Genomic DNA, 14192 nt, shown 5'->3' on the forward strand with positions numbered 1-14192 from the left:
GTTTACAGGTTAGTTTTCAGTTGTCCGACTTTAGTGATGAGATCGTCCATTTTATTTCTCATAGTCGGGTAGGAAAGGCCCGCTTGTTTCGCCATTTCTTTAATGCTGCCGCTGGAGAGGAAAAAATTAAGAACAAATTCCTGCTCTTCACGGTTTAGCTTAAGCAGAACGGGAAGTTCGTAATCGCCGCTCACCTCCGTTTTACAGTTCGGGCATTTCATCTGGCTTACATTTAAAGTATTGTCACAACTTGGACAGACGGTTGGGAGTTTCATCAATTAATTTTTCACGAAAGTACTATTTTTTTTAATAAAGTTAAAATGTTTTTTAATAAAGTTAAAAAAAATAATGTAAAAGAGGAATGTTTTAGGTGGCAGGCTGCAGGTAATAGGAGTCAAAGTTTAAAAGTATAACCTTTGATTTATTATTAAATACTTTGAAAATAGTGATAAAAGCGGCCAAAATTAATAAAACCGTTGTAAAGTTCTGCCACCTGCCACCTATAACCTGCCACCTAAAAATAAATTTGCATTTCCGATAAAAACAGATATTTTTGCTGGAAAAAATTAACGATCATGAAAAAATTCTTTACACTGCTGTGTATCGGTGCCTCTTTGGCCATATATTCTCAAATCAATATTCCTGAAACTTCAGCCAAAGGGACGATTACCACTCAAAATGGTATGGTCATTCAATATAAGGATCTGAAATTCAGCAAAGGGAAAGTAACCTATAAAAATGTGCAGAACGGGACAGAGGAATTTCTTTATGAAAATTCTGTGAAAGCTGTTCAGGAAGCCAGTGCAAGTGAAATTGAAACGATCCCGGCCAAAGCTTCGGCAGCAACGGGGTCTGAACCTAAACAGGAAAATCCAAAACTTACCGAAAAGTACGATATCAAAAATTATCTTCTCAAGAAACAGGATTCTGAATATATGAAAGGAAGAACCGTCAATAATCTGGGAACTGCGTTTGTTGTCGGAGGAGCCGCCTGTTTTGTGGTAGGCGGAGTTCTGAATCTTTCCAAAGCCAACGATACGAATGTAAGAAATGGTGAATCAAAAGGATCTCCTGTACCCCTGATCATCGGTCTTGTCGGAATGGGAGTAGGGGTGACGCTTAAACTGGCGGGGCATTCCAAAATGAAAGATGCGATTAATAATTACAGAAATACAGCTGCATCAAAATTCACTCCGAGTTATTACGTTTTGAATAACAGGAATGGAGTGGGGGTGATGATGAAGTTTTAAGAAGGTGGCAGGTAGCAGGTGATAGGACTTCACAAAAAATTTATTCATATTCGGTGTCTTTTATCACTATTTTTTGCATTCAGTAATAAAATCAAAAGCTGTACTTTCAAACTTTGACTCCTATTACCTGCAACCTATAATCTGCTACCTAATCCCTCATTCTATCTCAATATTCCTCTGATCCTGTTCGCATTGGTGATCAGCTCTTCCAGGTATTCATAGTTTTCTTTTTCCAGGGCTGCCTTGAATTTTCTGAGCTGCGTGATATGCTCGTTCAGAACGTCCAGAACATTTTCTTTGTTTTGTTTAAAGATGGGAACCCACATTTCAGGGTGTGATTTCGCAAGACGCACTGTACTGGAAAAACCGGAGCTGGCAAGCTGGAAAATAGTCTCCTCTTCACGTTCCTTTTCTAAAACGGTATTCGCTAAAGCGTAGGATGTAATGTGTGATATATGTGAAATATACGCAGTATGGATATCGTGGTCTTCAGCGTTCATGTAAATCAGGTGCATGTCAAGGCTTTCTGCCACTTTTTCTGCCAGTTGAAGGGCGTCGGGTGCGGATTCTTCTTTATTGCAGATCACTCCGGCTTTCCCTGAGAAACTGTTGGAAACCGCAGAGGTTGGGCCGCTGTTCTCGGTACCCCACATCGGGTGGAAGGCCACAAATCTTGAGCGTTTCGGATGGTCTTTGACTGCATTGACGATCCCTGCTTTTGTAGATCCGGCATCCATAACCGTTTGTTCGTCGGAAATCAAATCAAGAACGTCAGGCAGCAGTTTTCTGGCAGCGTCTACAGGAACGGCAATAATGATAAAGTCAGCATTTTTAACGCCATATTCAAGATCTGTACCTGCATCTATAATGTTAAGCTCCAATGCTTCGCGGATATGTTTCTGATTGTTATCGATTCCATAGATGAAATCTGCAATGCCTTTTTCTCTTAATTTTAAAGCCATTGAACCCCCGATTAAACCTGCACCAATAATACTAATTTTCATCTTTTTAAATTTTTTAAAATAAAAAACCCCGTCCTAGGACGAGGTTTTAAGTTATGTTCATAAGAATCCCTAGCCCAGATTTGAGTCAAAAATTCTATAATAATATGTTCCGTTATTGAAATTCACCCAGCGAAGGTATAAAATATTTTTTAAACTCAGGATATTTTTGGCTTAAATTATCACGTGACATATGAACGCGGTTTTAATCTGCGCTGTGAATAATCGTTCTTTTAACGTCTTTATTCTGCTGTTCCAGGCTTAGAGTTGTTACTCCACCTTCAAAAAAGAATTCAATGTCAGTTTTTTTAGGACCAACGGTGTAGGTTATGGAAATAAGGCCGTCTTGGTTTATTTCTTTTGTAGTATTTTCTTTAGGCAAATTAGCCAATAGCAGTTCCACTTTTTCTACTTCTTTATCTTTGATTGTTCTCCTGTAGACTTCATCAATAGAGGAGTTTTTGAAGATGCATTCCATTTCAGTTTCGTATTCCACCTGTTTTTCAGTACATTCTTTTTGGGTGAGAATTCCTTTGGTTTCAGTAATGGGGGTATTTTCAACTGCAGGTTTTATAACCGTAGCAGTATCTTTTTTAACGGTTATGGTGTCATTCACTGTTTTTTTTGATTCATTTTGACAGCCTGTAAAAACTAAAAGACCAAGGCAGAAGAAACTAATTTTTTTCATGGAGTATAATTTGAATTTATTGGGCTTAAAAATAATGAATATTCTTTTTTTGAAGTTTATTAAATATAGGATTTTGTGTTTTATTCCGCCATATTTTCAACGGATTTTAAGAAGTATTTTTGACACTCCGGAGAATCGCAACCAAAAAGAATTGTAGTTTTTCCATCATAAAGAGAAATGTATGAACCCCCATTAATCTGCAAATCATATTTCTTTCTTTTATAGAAATAGTTTTTTACATCAATATTACAAGGGGTCATCGGATATGAAAAATGCCACTCATTTTCAGTAATAGGACTAGATAAGCTCATTATTTTATCTATATCGTTTTTGTTGAGCGACCATTTTTTATCTCTTTCCGATAACTTTTCTCCGGTAGAATATTCTCCTTTACAGTTGACAAAATAAACTGGTGCTTTAAGTTGCTTTTTTTCTTCTTTATCCTGTCCTTTACATGAATAGAAAAGAGTGAAGCTGCATAATATAAAAGAAATAATATTTTTCATTTGTTAGTGCATTAGAATCCATTTATTGTAAGTTCCTTCACCACCAATTCCTTTAATATAAAACTGATCTTTATCTTTTTTTATAGTGAATTTGGACTCGATTGATACACAAGATAATTGTTCCCCTAAGTAATATATTTCTAATTGGTTATTTTTTTCAATACCTACATATTTGCCTTCACAAAGGTTATTTTCTGTATAACTATTTAATGATAATGTCACATCATTTTTCATTATAATAAATTCATAAGAAATAGATGTCATTCCTGTAGTTGTTGCCTCGGCTTCTACTGAAACAGAATGACTACCGTCAAAAACATTAGAAACAATTTTTACATTTTCAGAAATATCTTTTTGTAATAAGTTAGTATCAAATGATAATATATCTTCAGGTATTTTGGATGTTTCTATTTCTCCAATCCATTTCCATTTATTATTTTCATTAAGATAAAATGTAGTTTTAGCATTTGGCTTCAAGTCAAATTCTCCATTTTCGCTTAAATAACTTATATATTTACTTGGTAGATAAGATGCAATAATATAGTAATCCTTTTGATGGATAAAATTTTTTATTGTTCTTGAATCCCGCGCTCGATCTTCAATGTTCTCATAGTTAGCGAAGTAGCCGTTTTTGTTGTTAAAATTCCAAAAATATTGTACATCATTCTTTTTACCGATGTAATCCACAGTGAAAATCCCTATTTTTTTATCTGAATACGAATATGTTGGATAAGGATTGGGATTGTCAGGTAATGAAAAACCTCCTGACTGGTATTTTGTGTCCAGAAAGTTAAGAGGATTTTCTGATTCCTTTGGGATGTCAGATTTATGAGAGGTTATTGTTGTTTTTGATTCCTCTTTTTTATTTCTTTCCTGTCCATTACAGCTTTGTAATGTGACTAATAATAGTAGGAGAACTATCGTTTTCATTTGGAATAAAAAATGTTTGATATATTAATTTCAAGGACTATTTTTTTTAAAGTTTCTGCCAATCTTTATTTTCAAATCTTTTACTTTTTATAAAATAATTTTCTCCGTCATATTCAATAAAAAAGTCGTTAATGTCATCTTGATCACATTTTCCCTTCGCATTAATTATATTATCCTTAATATTAAGTTTATAATTTCCTTCGCACCAAAAATCGGCACTTTGGTCAGCTCCAATACTTAATACGGCGGACTTATCTGATCCTATATTAATGGCATAATAAATATCAATTTGTTTATTATCATAATCACTTATAGCTTTTGCTGTTATTTCATAACTTCCTTTCCATGTACTAGGTTTTACTGTATCAAGATTTTCTGATGAGTTTTTGTCTTTTTTTGTTGTTCGATTTTTGGTTCTCTCTTATTATCTTTTGTAAACGTAACTATCATTTTTTTATTAGAATTAGTTGTTATTTCGATAATTAATGATTTATAATCCAAAAACACTCCAAGATCATTCTCCAAATTAAGAGCTTCCAGTTCCGATTCAGAAAGGTTTTTAATTCGATTATAGTTTTGGTAATCGGTAATACAACAATTTTTCAATTCATTTTCGGGAATATTTTGATAATAATTTATATATTTATTATGTGCTATCTCTTTTATAGCAGATTTGTTTTGAGCTAGATAACTAATAATTTCCTTTCTGTTTTCAATATCTTTAAAACTTGGAATTAAATTTTTAGAATCTAAATTTGTTGAATATAAATAACTTAAATTCAAAAAAATATTTTCCTTTTCTGTTCCATTAAAATGATAGCTAATATTGTATTTGAGTTTAATTTCTTTTACGTTTTTATCTTTTAATATAATTTCTTTTCCATCAAAATCGTCTGATTCTAGGAAGTTCTTAATGACAAAAAGAGTGTCTTTTTCTTTAATGATAGTATAATCATCTTTTATATTTTCATTCATAGAATTTAATTTCCCGATAAGTATGCTACTATTTTCAATTTGAATTTCCAAATAATCTTTTAAGTCTTTAGTAGGAATAGTAGAACTGTTTTTCTGTTCTTTATTCTGACAAGAAATTAAAATAGAAAAAAGAAAAAGGATGATATAAGTTGATGATTTCATTAGTTTATTTACTGTTTAATGTGTACCATCATCTTTATCGAAATCACAAGATTCATAGGAACTAAAACTGCTTATTCTACATATAAATTATTTTATCAAATCAATGATTTTATTATTGATCATCTTATTATAATCTCCTTCGAAAAGTCCATTTTTATACTTCTTGTAATATTCAATTTTTGATGTGGAAAATTCATAATATAATTTGTCTCCTTTTTCATAGTATTTTCCATCAGAATAGTTTGGATAATTTTTATAATCATTATCATTTTTAATAATATATTGATCTGGTATCTCAAGTACAATATTGTCGCTAGCTTCATAAATATTCAATATGTCTGAGTAATTAACGTTTGACTCCTCATACTCAGGTTTCCAGTACATTATTCTTTGACCTAGTGGATATAAGACTTTATTTTTATATAGATATAGTTTCCAACCAAAATGATTTTCACCATTTATAGGAAAGAATATCACATAATTTTTAGAAATATTTGAAAAATATATTGTAGGTGGTGAGGTTTCTATATCTTCATTATTAATTTTCCTTATGATAGCTTTTTCAATATCATTAAAAATAAGCGTAATGAGTTCATATCTATTTTTGTCAACTCCTTCAATAATTGTATTTGAAATATTGAAGTTTTTGCAGTTTACTACATAATTAGATGAATCAGAATTCTCTTGATTGCAATTAATTTTAACTAATTGAATTAAATTTTCTTTAGTATTTGTTTTATTTGAAACTTTTTTTTTATTTCTTTCCTGTCCATTACAACTTTGTAATGTGATTAATAGTAGTAGGAGAGCTATCGTTTTCATTTGGAATAAAAAATGTTTGATATATTAATTTCAAGGACTATTTTTAAATATTATTTCAATTTGTGTAAAGGCATTTCATTATTCCCAGGATTGATAAAATATATGGGGCTTCCCGAAATAAAGTAATTGTTGTCAGATCTTTCAATATAAATAGTCCCCATATCTCCAGAAGAATTATCGTAATTTATTTTAATTTTTCCATTATTAACTTCTTCAGCTTTTAATTGAGAATATTTATTTTTTATTCCTTCTTCAGTAACATCTACGGAAATGTCCTCCAATGAATTTATCGTTATATCAAAAATGGTTTTTGCCTCGTCTCTGTTTGATGCTTCAAAATGATATAATCCTTTCCAAAAATCAATATTGGTCTTCGTAACATTATTATCTTTCAAAAAAGTTTTTTGTTGTGCTAAAGATATCTTGCCTGAAGAATTTATTTTATAATGCTCCCATTTTTCAACATTTGTTCCGGATTCATCTTCTGCAACATCCAGTAAATAAATTTCATTTTTATCAAGATAATAATACTTTGTTTTTACAGTTAATGCTTCTGAATAATTAAAAGATTGATAAATGACAATTGAATCAAATATCGTTTTATTTTTTTCTATATATAATGTTGTTTGATAGCTTAAATCTGCATTATTGTCTTTAGGAACTGAATTTTTAATGAATAATTCTGTATTAAAATCAAGTTTTCCAATAATGTTTTTTTCATTTATAGAATTTAATTTATCATAATCAAATTTAATTTTAGATAAAGTGCATTTTGCATCATCCTCTTTAACTTGTTTTTCTGATCTATCAAAAAAAGTAGTATTTAATTTGCAAGTTGGGTCGATAGAGCTTACAAAATTCAAATCTGAGATTAATACATCACCATTCCAATTTTTATCAATGGAAATTTCTTTAGAAAAAGATGGTTTTGAAATATTCTCTTGTTCTTTTTTGCAAGAGAATATGCTTATAAATGATAATAAAATAACTAGGTTTTTCATAATATGTTAGTATGTACTATCAGTAATTTTAAAGCTTAGTATTCCAATTTTTTTTAAGTAATTCCTTTATCATTCAAGAATATGGTCAAATTAATCTTCTTTCATATCACTAAAGCTGAGAGTTTAAATTCCAATGTTATTTATCAATTCCAATGGGTTCGTTTTTTTGAAATCTGAAGATTTATCGTCCCAGTATGGTATAATTGGGGACTGGACGTATTTTTTACCATCTTTTACATAAGTTTTAAGAATTAAATCTCCATTTTGTAAATTATCAATCAAACTTGTGTCAAAATTTGAACATACTGTCTTATCAGCATCATAATAAAAATATATTTTATCATCTATACTATAAGGAGTACAATATATCTTGCATCCCGGTAATTCGCCCTCGTATAAATATATTTCATTATTACTTACATTCAGAGTATATTTTTTATACAATTGATCATAATTGTTATTATCAAATGAATAGATTCCAGCCCACTTAGAAATATCCGTTTTTACTTTTTTAAAATCACTTTTTACTTTGCTCAACTTCTGTTCATAATTTTCATCATCATCTTCAGTGAGTTTTCTAATGAAATATTTTTCGATTGCAGGAACATCTTTTGAATCAAATGTTAAGAGTTTACGTGTCTTATCTTTTTTATCAGTTAAATATAAATAAGACATACCTTTTACTTGTAACTGATAATCAATGTTGTTAATCTTAACATCCGAATTTACCCATACTGGCATTTCGGGTTCAATAGTATTAATAATCTCAGAAGATCTATTTTCTTTAGCAAAACGAAGAATGTATTTTATGTCAGTTTCATTCAACCTTACCCATGATGAACATAGTAAGTAATTGTAGATATTAGATTGTATGTTTTCATTACATGAGCTCCTAATATTACTAATGAGAGTATCATTTTTTATTTTTTCTTCTTTTGGTGGTAATGATGTGGGACTTTTTTTACAATTAAAGAAGAGAAAGCATAAAAACAGTAACATAATAAAGACTTTATAATTCATTATGAGCGGTTTAAAGTTTTATCAAGAATCTATTCAATATATCTTATCTCTTCTATTAGATTTTATTATAATAATTCGTGTTTACATATCTAAACCGATTCCATCTCCCTCATTTTTAGCATTATTCCAATAGTTTTCAAATTCAGGTAGGCCATAATATTTTTGTTTTTTAAATTCTTCATCGTATTTCTTTTGTAAATCATCTGTTTGGCGCTCATAAAATGATCCCATAAATGCAAAAGTTAGATCTGTTTTTCCCTTATGTTTTTCGCCAAAATACAGTAAATAAGCAATTAACTTAGATTTTTCTTCGAAAGTAAATCCATCTAGTTGAATTTTGTTATTTTGAATTTCATCTAAAATTTTTAATATGTCCTTGGAATATTTTTCTGGATTTTTATCAAAATAATCAAAAGTTTCATGATGAACTATAAAACGTTTGTCACAGGTTTTTACAAAAAATATTTTAATGTATTCATCTAAATTATTTAAGTATTTTTCTATTCCATTTCTTTTTATGTACCATTCTAAGAGATCTTTATCTTTTACGTATCCAAAAGTTTTAATAAGGCATTCCAGAAAGATTTTGTCATTAAACTGTAACCATGCATAACTACCTTTATTATTGTTGAAAAGATATCGGTTTCTATTGATTAATTTTTGGATATTATTTTGTCGTTTTTCGTCTAAATCGGAGAGGTCTTTCCATCTGATAATTTGTACTTTGTCATTTGCAATAGTCTTTTCTTTTAAAATTTTATCTTCTTTTTCATATACATCAGAAAAATCTTTTTTGTACTCAATAAGTTCAGGAATAAAAAAAGCTTCAGTTAAAATTTTTCTTTCTTTATCTATGAATATTGGATTATTATTACTAATTACATAATTATCATCTAATTGAAAAACTAGTTTGTCTGTAGGGCACGGATATTCAACTAAAAAACTCAAAGGAGATGTATTATCTGGAAATCCAAAAATCTCTTTTATTTTATTATTAAATGATTCTGAATCTAAAAATTGGACACCATTTTTTTTAAGTATTTCAACTGAAGTATCAGCTGAAGCATTATAATCATCTATGCTATATTTATAATCTGAAATGGCATCCAATCCCTTTTCTTTTATAGCATAGCCATTTAATATCTGTCTGTCTAATACCTTTCTTATAGAATCTTTGCTATTGTTAATATTCATTTTTTCTTTATTATTAGTTATCATTGTTGTTTTTTTGCATGATAACGTTACTAGCAAAAAAAAACTTATTAATTGTATTTTCATAGTTGTTTATTTAAGATGTACTGCCTTCTGAATATTTTACCGCACCTGAGCTCATATCATCTGGTTCAATGGATTTTAGAGGAATTAAATCTCCGGTGTAATCTGCTGGGAATATGCAATAAGCTTTGACTTTACTAATAGGTGCTGTCCAAAATCTCACCCCATTATCTTGATTTCCTCCTAGTAAAATATAATTTTTACTATTACTTTTGTCTATACCTAAAATAATTGTGGTATGTCCATCATTATGCCATTCAACAATTCCACCAATATACATTTTATCATGTTTTTTACCCCATTTTTCTTGAGTTTCATATGGTGCACCTTTGCTATCCCTTTTTACTAAATTTTCAATCCCGTGCCATTTTGCACCTGGGTCTGGTTGAAATTTATATCCTGAAGTTTTAATACAATAAGCAACAAATGCTCCACACCAAGCAGCATTTGCCCTTGTGGCGTCTTTTTCACTTCCACATCTTTTCATTCTTGCATTCGAAGTGGAGTTATGATAATTATCAATAATATATTGACAATGTGTATTTTCTCTGATAATTTTTTGTTCTTCTTCTAATGCAATTTCTACCCAAGGTGGATATTTACCATTTAATTCTTCTTTTTTCTCTGGCTTATCCTCACAGATACCAATATACCTTTCTTTTTCTCCCGGTTTAAAATGTTCATCTTTTACTACTTTATCAATTTCCCAAATATAAGTCTTACCTCCAGCTTCGCCATATCTATCTTCGTAAACTTGCCGGCTGTATACCCATCTTTTTCTTTTTATTTTTTCTCCCTTTTCAAGCATAAAGGTAGGATTCGATGCATATCCATATTTTGTAACCCACGGCTCGTTCTGTATATTTTTTAACCTTTGTTCATTTGTTGATTTACTACCATCACCATCGGGAACACTTATGCTTTCATCAAAAACAATATAATCACGATTTCCTCCGTTTCCTACAGCACTCGGTTTTAGAACTTGTAAATAAAAATCTACAATGGTATTCATTTTATCTTTATTTACTTTTAAATACTTTTCAACATAATCCATTTGTTGAATAAAAGTCATTTTTCCTAAAGCGTCGTAGGTTGTTCCTATTTTTTTTGCAGTTGCTTCACTAAATTGAATCAGTCCTATAAATTTAGTTCCAGTTTTACTAACTCCTTTTTTCGAGGGTGAAAATGTAGTAACAGTTTCTAAATGCATTATTGCCATTAGTTCATTGGCTTTGTCAATTTTATTTTCTTCCCCAAAAATATTTTTACAAACTTCAACAACCTTCTTTCTTTGGGAACATGTTAATTTATTTCCCCAAATCAATTTGTATTCATCTTTACAAACACATACTGATTCCTCTCCATTTTGTGGCTTTTTTTCTTTCTTAGCCGGACTTTTCCCGTTATCCTGCTTCTTCGGCACCTCCTTTACTCCAACATCAATAGTGCTGGACTTCGTAGATATATTAAGGAAGATTACCTCTGCAAATATTTCCTGCCAGTTTCCTGTCCAGTATTCTCCAGTGTCAGGGTTTTTAGGCTCTTTACCGGTTTCTCCTATCTTTTGCATTTCCTGATTCAGGCTGATCACTACTTCCTGTCTGTCTGCTTTGAAAGTATGGGTGTTGGTGTATACTAAGTCATTATCACCGGTATTATCATGCTCCCAAAGTTTTAAAGTATATTTTTTTCCGACAACATCTTTAGCTTCAATTATCAGTTTGATGTCTTCACCAAATTTAGGTTTTTTGGTGAATGCTTTACCATTTTTATCAACCAGCTTTATACTTTTAATAATTCCTTTTTTATCAGGTTGATTATTTTGAGAACCTGAATTGGTAGAACCTTTGGGTGTATCCGGTTTCGGCTGCTGTTTTGATTTAGCTGGTTTTGGTTTGGTTTTTTCTGGTACTGAAGCTCCATTGGGATTCTTAGGAGTAGAAGCTGGAACTTTATACTCCGGATTGTTGACATTCACATTTCCTGAAGCTTCCGGCTTGCCGTTGTACTCTGCTGTTACATAATATTCATGTTGTTTTTTGTCATCTTCCCTTTTGTTTGCTAGAGAAATATAGGTATTGAGCAATGTAAAATTCCACCTTGCATATCCTTTACTGTCTACTTGCACAGGAGAAGATTTTATGATAAACTGATTATTTTTATGGTGTCCTGATTTTTCCTCATCATCTTCCCAGACACTGAATGTGATATATTCACCTTCAAGAGCCTGACATTTGGCCGTAGCTCGTAAGCGATCCATGTAGCTTAACTTTTTGTTAACCGGAGAACCATCCTGATAAGTAAGCTTTACACCTAAAATATCTTTTTCTTTTGGAGCAAGTTGCTGTTCATTCTTCTGAGGTTTTACAATCATGGCCATAGGCTCATGACCTTCAGAACTGTGAAGATACCCCTCAATTTGATAAATGTATTTGTATGCATCTTTTCCAAAAGTAAACTCTCCGATTCCTTTTTTCCTGATATTCGTTGTCGTAAATTTACCATCGTCTCTTTTTCTGAAAAGTTCCCATGTAACTAAAGATTCTTTTCGTTGAGAAGAGGGAGTGGCAGGATACCAGTCTGTAACCTTGTATAGTGTCTTTTCTCCCGTTTTGGGAGAGTGATTACCTGTAATTTTAAAAACTCCTTTTTTTGCCATGATTTTTATTTTTAATATTACCAGGCATCTGCCTCATTTTCTTCAATTTTCTCCTTAAACTCATCATAATCCACCACCGGATTATAAACCTGCTGTTCCTGGGTATTGGCATTGAAAGCCTGGAATTTGCCGACTTCGCTTTGCTGGCCGTGTTTCAGGATGGTGATTTTTCCGCCGGTACTGCACATCAGCTCGGAGATTTCGGTGAGACAGCTTTTCTCCATTACTTTTACCTTTTCGTAGGTTTTCTGCCATTTTCCCGCTGGTGCATAGGCGCATGGAAGATAGCCGCCGGATGAAGGTTTTAGCTTACACTGTCCGAAAGGTTGCGCTGTGGGATCAAACTGAAGATCATCTTCCGTTACCGCCAGATAATCTGCCTGTCCTTCGGCATCGTTCCAGTAATGTTTTTCATGGCTGGTGACTTTGAATTTGGGAAATTTAAATCCCTGATTACACTGAACAGTTCCTTTCTGAACAATGAAATATTTCCCTTCATGGGCATCAGAACCGGCACCATTATTTTCTTTGTCTTCTTTTTTATCTTGCTCCTTATGTTTTTCTCCTTTTTCAGATGACTGTTCGTCTTTTGTTGTAGGGGAATTGTCTTCATCGGTTATTGATTCTGTATCTTCTTCCTCTTCAATGTTTTCAGTCTCTTCCTGAGCTTGGTTTTCCTCCATCATAAACTGTGGATCTTCTGTGATCAGCATTGATTTTCCGGGAATAGGTTCTTCATGCATAATATCTTCTTCGGAACAGTGGAGATTGTGGTAATTTTTTAAAATGCCCTCATCTTTCAGTCCGAATTTCTGAGCCAGCGAGCCAAAAGTGTCGCCTTTCTGGATAATATAATTTTTCATACAATCATTGTGTTATGGTGATATTGTGTTTTTGGACCAGAGCATCTTCATGCCATAGACTCAGCGATGATTCTGCCCGGGACAGGTTTTTATGGTGTTTATGGGTGGTGTATTGAAGGCTGATCTCCCCTGAAACAGGTTCTTCTGCCATTTCTTCAAACCGTACACCGCGTTTCAGTTCCTGCAGACTGCATAAGTCTGTGATTTTTCCTTTTAAAACGGTGATGATATAATCAGGATCTTCGTCTTCATACTCAGCTTCCATGAGACATTGAACAGGAAAGGAGTTTTGAATAAAAAAGAACTTTTCAGACCAGGTGGATCTTTTGTGGAACCAATCCATTTTTGGAAATAAAGTTTGAAAAAGCAGCGTAGATCTGAATTGACGCAGAAGATATTCCCCGTCAGAAATATTGTCCTGAAACGTATCAAAATACATCTTCGAAACATCCCCCGTAAAGAATTCCTCCAGATCTGGACGCCTTTCCTGAAATTTTTCAATTATGCTTTTATGATCGGTAAATCCAGCGATATTCCCGGTATCGGAAAAACTGAAATTAACGGGCATAATGCTTTCCATACAGGCCAGTGAAAGACTTCCTGCTTTATCATCAGGTGTTCTTCCGTTGGCTTTGAAATCCTTTTGATTAAACGTCATGATATCATGGTTTTCAGTTCGGTCTCTATGGATACCTACCTGTACTGTATAATCTATGACCAGTGGATTTTCCATCGGATTTTCAAAGGTTTCACTGATGTGATAGATGGGCAGAAAGAATGAATTGGGCAGTTGGCTAGGAGGCAGCATTTTTTTCTTTTCCTGCTCTATTTGCTTCTCTGTTTTAAAGTTCAGGGGAACAAAAAGATGCCGGACACCATTCAGATTTTCGAACCATACGGTATCCAACCTTTTGCAACGGTTATTATGGAACAGCTTAAGCTCCTCACCGGTCATACCAAGCCGGGAGGAAATAGATTGAAGCGTATCTCCATGTCGGACTTTATATTCAAAAAAATCCATTTCCATCAGTTGTGAATTA

Annotated in this window: 14 protein-coding genes; 1 reads left to right on the forward strand and 13 read right to left on the reverse strand. The window is 32.2% G+C overall.

Annotated elements, in window-relative coordinates; genetic code table 11:
• Positions 1 to 2 precede the first annotated feature (2 nt).
• Positions 3 to 275, reverse strand: a complete 273-nt coding sequence (locus LC419_RS10365) for a DUF2089 family protein (RefSeq protein WP_090024187.1) — start codon at positions 273 to 275, stop codon at positions 3 to 5.
• A gap of 300 nt (positions 276 to 575) precedes the next feature.
• Here LC419_RS10365 and LC419_RS10370 point away from each other — a divergent pair, with 300 nt between their 5' ends.
• On the forward strand, positions 576 to 1250 hold the full coding sequence (locus LC419_RS10370; protein WP_223607263.1) for a hypothetical protein: 675 nt from the start codon (positions 576 to 578) through the stop codon (positions 1248 to 1250).
• A 161-nt stretch (positions 1251 to 1411) separates the two neighbouring features.
• On the opposite strand, the gene LC419_RS10375 is transcribed toward LC419_RS10370, so the two are convergent.
• The 12 genes from LC419_RS10375 to LC419_RS10430 form a co-directional block, all read right to left on the reverse strand.
• Positions 1412 to 2254 (reverse strand): prephenate dehydrogenase, encoded by an 843-nt coding sequence (locus tag LC419_RS10375; RefSeq protein WP_223607264.1) that lies wholly within the window; start codon positions 2252 to 2254, stop codon positions 1412 to 1414.
• A 202-nt stretch (positions 2255 to 2456) separates the two neighbouring features.
• A complete protein-coding gene (locus LC419_RS10380) occupies positions 2457 to 2939 on the reverse strand; it encodes a hypothetical protein (protein WP_223607265.1) in 483 nt (160 codons plus the stop codon).
• A gap of 80 nt (positions 2940 to 3019) precedes the next feature.
• On the reverse strand, positions 3020 to 3445 hold the full coding sequence (locus tag LC419_RS10385) for a hypothetical protein (protein WP_223607266.1): 426 nt from the start codon (positions 3443 to 3445) through the stop codon (positions 3020 to 3022).
• Positions 3446 to 3448: 3 nt separating this feature from the next.
• Positions 3449 to 4375 carry a hypothetical protein gene (locus LC419_RS10390; RefSeq protein ID WP_223607267.1) on the reverse strand — a complete coding sequence of 309 codons (927 nt, stop codon included), beginning with the start codon at positions 4373 to 4375 and terminating at the stop codon, positions 3449 to 3451.
• A gap of 357 nt (positions 4376 to 4732) precedes the next feature.
• Positions 4733 to 5512, reverse strand: a complete 780-nt coding sequence (locus LC419_RS10395) for a hypothetical protein (protein ID WP_223607268.1) — start codon at positions 5510 to 5512, stop codon at positions 4733 to 4735.
• An 87-nt stretch (positions 5513 to 5599) separates the two neighbouring features.
• Positions 5600 to 6334, reverse strand: a complete 735-nt coding sequence (locus LC419_RS10400) for a hypothetical protein (RefSeq protein ID WP_223607269.1) — start codon at positions 6332 to 6334, stop codon at positions 5600 to 5602.
• A gap of 50 nt (positions 6335 to 6384) precedes the next feature.
• On the reverse strand, positions 6385 to 7335 hold the full coding sequence (locus LC419_RS10405; protein WP_223607270.1) for a hypothetical protein: 951 nt from the start codon (positions 7333 to 7335) through the stop codon (positions 6385 to 6387).
• A 123-nt stretch (positions 7336 to 7458) separates the two neighbouring features.
• Complete coding sequence (locus tag LC419_RS10410; RefSeq protein WP_223607271.1) at positions 7459 to 8334, reverse strand: hypothetical protein; 876 nt, start codon at positions 8332 to 8334, stop codon at positions 7459 to 7461.
• Between the two features lie 102 nt (positions 8335 to 8436).
• Complete coding sequence (locus LC419_RS10415; RefSeq protein ID WP_223607272.1) at positions 8437 to 9633, reverse strand: hypothetical protein; 1197 nt, start codon at positions 9631 to 9633, stop codon at positions 8437 to 8439.
• Positions 9634 to 9643: 10 nt separating this feature from the next.
• Positions 9644 to 12289 carry a hypothetical protein gene (locus LC419_RS10420; RefSeq protein ID WP_223607273.1) on the reverse strand — a complete coding sequence of 882 codons (2646 nt, stop codon included), beginning with the start codon at positions 12287 to 12289 and terminating at the stop codon, positions 9644 to 9646.
• Positions 12290 to 12306: 17 nt separating this feature from the next.
• Complete coding sequence (locus tag LC419_RS10425; protein WP_223607274.1) at positions 12307 to 13152, reverse strand: DUF4280 domain-containing protein; 846 nt, start codon at positions 13150 to 13152, stop codon at positions 12307 to 12309.
• A 4-nt stretch (positions 13153 to 13156) separates the two neighbouring features.
• The gene (locus LC419_RS10430; RefSeq protein ID WP_223607275.1) at positions 13157 to 14173 is read right to left on the reverse strand and encodes a hypothetical protein; all 1017 of its coding nucleotides are present in this window, start codon (positions 14171 to 14173) and stop codon (positions 13157 to 13159) included.
• Positions 14174 to 14192 lie beyond the last annotated feature (19 nt).

It is taken from the genome of Chryseobacterium sp. OSA05B, from assembly GCF_019970065.1.
Lineage (GTDB): Bacteria > Bacteroidota > Bacteroidia > Flavobacteriales > Weeksellaceae > Chryseobacterium.